General features: G+C 41.7%; 3 protein-coding genes and 1 pseudogene. All 4 read left to right on the forward strand.

Translation table 11 applies throughout. From position 1 onward, the window contains the following. Positions 1-297 precede the first annotated feature (297 nt). The 4 genes and pseudogenes from IBX40_12170 to IBX40_12185 all read left to right on the forward strand — a co-directional run bounded on the left by IBX40_12170 (position 298) and on the right by IBX40_12185 (position 3,398). Positions 298-1,842 (forward strand): annotated as a pseudogene (locus tag IBX40_12170) (SAM-dependent DNA methyltransferase). Then, a complete protein-coding gene (locus IBX40_12175) occupies positions 1,839-2,876 on the forward strand; it encodes a DUF1016 domain-containing protein (protein ID MBE0525065.1) in 1,038 nt (345 codons plus the stop codon). The pseudogene IBX40_12170 and the gene IBX40_12175 overlap by 4 nt, the downstream one beginning before the upstream one ends. Then, positions 2,873-3,124, forward strand: a complete 252-nt coding sequence (locus IBX40_12180) for a hypothetical protein (GenBank protein MBE0525066.1) — start codon at positions 2,873-2,875, stop codon at positions 3,122-3,124. The genes IBX40_12175 and IBX40_12180 overlap by 4 nt, the downstream gene beginning before the upstream one ends. Next, positions 3,117-3,398: a restriction endonuclease subunit S gene (locus tag IBX40_12185; protein MBE0525067.1), complete on the forward strand. Its 282-nt coding sequence runs from the start codon at positions 3,117-3,119 to the stop codon at positions 3,396-3,398. Before IBX40_12180 ends, IBX40_12185 begins: the two co-directional genes overlap by 8 nt. Positions 3,399-3,433 lie beyond the last annotated feature (35 nt).

The following is a 3,433-nucleotide window of genomic DNA, read 5'->3' on the forward strand; positions in this document are numbered from 1 at the left end:
TTAACTTAAATTCACTAATGTTTACCACACTGGGTATAATCTTATCTACTGCTGAAGTGACCATTTCGTCAAATCCAACCATTCTTAATCACCCCTGAAATTTGTAATTTTTACATTCACTCTAACATATTTAAATCCTAACATCCTTATACAGGCTTTGGACATTGTCCGGGGTATATCTTAACTGCGAATCGACTATACTGTGCATCGTAATATTGTTTGAAATGATATAAATATTATAAACTATTACCGGTAACAGATATTTCAAAGGTGAATTGAAGGGGCAAGATTGATAAAATGGCAAAGAACGGGAAGAACAATCAAGAAGAACCTCTTGAAAAGCAACTATAGAAAGCAGCAGACAAACTCAGAAAGAACATTGACGCTGCTGAATACAAACACATAGTCCTTGGCTTGATATTTTTAAAATATATCTCTGATGCTTTCGGGGAGCTGTATTACAAACAGCAACAAGGCGAAGGCGATTATGCCGGCGCTGACCCTGAAGACAGGGACGAATACAAAGCCGAGAATGTCTTTTTTGTTCCTGCGATTGCCCGCTGGTCATATCTGCAATCAAAAGCCAAACAGCCAGAAATTGGTAAAGACGTTGACAACGCAATGGACGCAATCGAAAGAGAGAATCCTACTCTCAGAGGCGTTCTGCCAAAGGTCTATGCTCGTGGCAATCTCGACCCGACAAGTCTTGGCGGTTTGATCGATCTGGTGGGCAACATTGCTCTTGGTAATGCTAAAGCCAGAAGTGCTGATGTTCTGGGTCATGTTTTCGAGTATTTCCTTGGTGAGTTTGCGCTGGCAGAAGGTAAAAAAGGAGGGCAGTTCTACACGCCGAGAAGCGTAGTTCAATTACTGGTAGAAATGCTGGAACCCTACGAAGGAAGGGTATTTGACCCCTGCTGTGGCTCAGGCGGCATGTTTGTGCAGTCAGAGAAGTTTGTTGCAGACCATCAGGGAAAAGTAAACGACATATCGATTTACGGGCAGGAGAGCAACCAGACCACCTGGCGGCTGGCAAAAATGAACCTCGCCATTAGAAGCATAGATAGTTCACAGGTCAAATGGAACAATGAAGGATCCTTCCTGAACGATACCCACAAAGATCTGAAAGCGGATTATGTCATAGCCAATCCTCCGTTCAATGACAGTGACTGGAGTGGCGATCTGCTACGCAAGGATGGCAGGTGGAAATATGGTGTTCCGCCCGCCGGAAATGCCAACTATGCCTGGATACAGCATTTCCTCTATCATTTAAATCCAGGCGGTCAGGCAGGTTTTGTTCTTGCCAAGGGATCTCTGACCTCCAAATCGTCAGGTGAGGGTGAGATCAGAAAAGGACTTGTGGAGGACCGACTGGTGGATTGCATTGTGAACCTTCCGCCAAAACTGTTCCTGAATACCCAGATTCCGGCCAGCCTCTGGTTCCTCAGCAGAAACAAAGCCAATGGGAAGTATAGGAACAGAACCGATGAGATCCTGTTTATTGATGCCCGGAACATGGGGCATCTTATCAACCGCAGAACCCTTGAATTCTCACCAGAAGACATACAGAAGATTGCAGACACCTACCACAACTGGCGCAATCCAGACGGCAATTATGAAGATGTGAAGGGATTTTGCAATTCCACCTCAATTGAGCGGGTGCGCGAGCTGGATTATGTGGTGACACCGGGGCGATATGTGGGGCTGCCTGTGGAGGAAGATGGTTTCGATTTTAATGAACGATTTACCAGGCTGAAAGCGGAATTTGAGGCGCAGTTAGAGGAGGAGGAGAAGCTTAATTTGCTGATTGCCGAGAATTTGAAAAAGGTGAAACTGGTATGAATCACTCCTTAACTATCGATGAAGATTATTCTGTCTGGTTAAAAGAGCTGAAAAATAAAGTTCGATTGGTTCAGATAAAAGCGGCAGTTAAAGTTAATTCTGAGCTTTTGCAGTTTTATTGGGAGCTTGGCGCTGATATTGTGGAAAAGCAGGCTACTGCAAAGTGGGGCGATGGATTTCTCTCAAATCTCAGCCACGATCTAATGGCAGAATTTCCTGATTTGAAGGGTTTTTCAAAAAGAAATCTTGAGCTTATCAGAAAATGGTACTGTTTCTGGTCTGTACAGAATGAAATTGCGAAGCAACTTGCTACGCAAATACCATGGTGGCACAATGTTGTTATTATTACCAAGACAAAAAATGCTGACGAAGCTTTATTTTATGTCCAAAAAACCATTCAAAACAACTGGTCAAGATCCGTTCTGACTCATCATATTGAAAGTAACCTGTTCAAGCGGGAAGGTAAAGCTATAAACAATTTTAAGGCAACGTTGCCCGAACCTCTGTCAGACTTAGCAATAGAAACTTTGAAAGATCCCTACAATTTTGATTTTCTGGCATTAACAGAAAAGCATAATGAAAAAGAGCTGGAAGATGCTCTGATAAACCATGTTACCCATTTTCTGTTAGAGTTAGGTGCCGGTTTTTCTTATCTGGGAAAACAATATAAGGTCGAAGTTTCAGGAGATGAGTTTTTTATTGATCTTCTGTTCTATCATGTAAAATTACATTGTTATGTGGTGGTTGAACTAAAGGCGGTCAAATTTAAACAGGAATTTGCCGGTAAGCTTAATTTTTATGTATCGGCTGTGGATGGAATTTTGAAATCAGAACTGGATGACCCCACTATCGGCATTCTTATCTGCAAATCAAAAAATGATACGGTAGTGGAATATTCTCTGAAGGATGTTCATAAACCGATTGGGGTGAGTGAATACATAATCACAAAGAATCTGCCGGATGAATTCAAATATTCTCTGCCAAGCATTGAAGAGATTGAGGCAGAATTGAGTGGAGTGGAGGAATCGCAATGAGGAAAAACGAAGTATTCCATTCCACAGTCGGGCTGTTAGTTGATTTTTTAAAAACCCTGCCACAGGATCTGCCGGTATTGACTAGCGGTTATGAAAATGGTTTTGAGAATTTTTATGAACCAGGTATTATCAAGGTGAAGCATGGACCTGAAAATCCGTACTATGATGGTGAATTTCAGGTTGCGGGGGATGGTGATGAGGAAACGTTTGACGTGGTAGTAATCAGGAGGATGGTTCGGGATGAGTGAGTGGAAGGAATGTAAACTTGGAGACATTGTCACTCTCGAATATGGGAAAGGGCTGAAAGATTATAGAGATGGTAATGGAAAATATGATGTTTTTGGCACAAATGGGAAGATCGGTTTTACCAATGAATTCCTATATGATAAATCATCCGTGATAATTGGAAGAAAGGGAGCATACCATGAGGTTCACCTAGCAAAACAACCTTTTTTTGTAATAGATACAGCTTTTTACACAAAAATAAATATCGAAAACTTAGATCTCACTTTCCGCAGGTAAATCCTAAAAGTAAATCTTTTTAAATTACTTCATCC

Source organism: Methanosarcinales archaeon, from assembly GCA_014859725.1.
Taxonomy (GTDB): Archaea; Halobacteriota; Methanosarcinia; order Methanosarcinales; family Methanocomedenaceae; genus Kmv04.

Excerpts from the sequence above, each read along its gene's own strand:
- IBX40_12180 (MBE0525066.1), top strand. The coding sequence starts at position 2,873 with ATGAGGAAAAACGAAGTATTCCATTCCACAGTCGGGCTGTTAGTTGAT.
- IBX40_12185 (MBE0525067.1), top strand. The coding sequence starts at position 3,117 with ATGAGTGAGTGGAAGGAATGTAAACTTGGAGACATTGTCACTCTCGAA.
- IBX40_12175 (MBE0525065.1), top strand. The coding sequence starts at position 1,839 with ATGAATCACTCCTTAACTATCGATGAAGATTATTCTGTCTGGTTAAAA.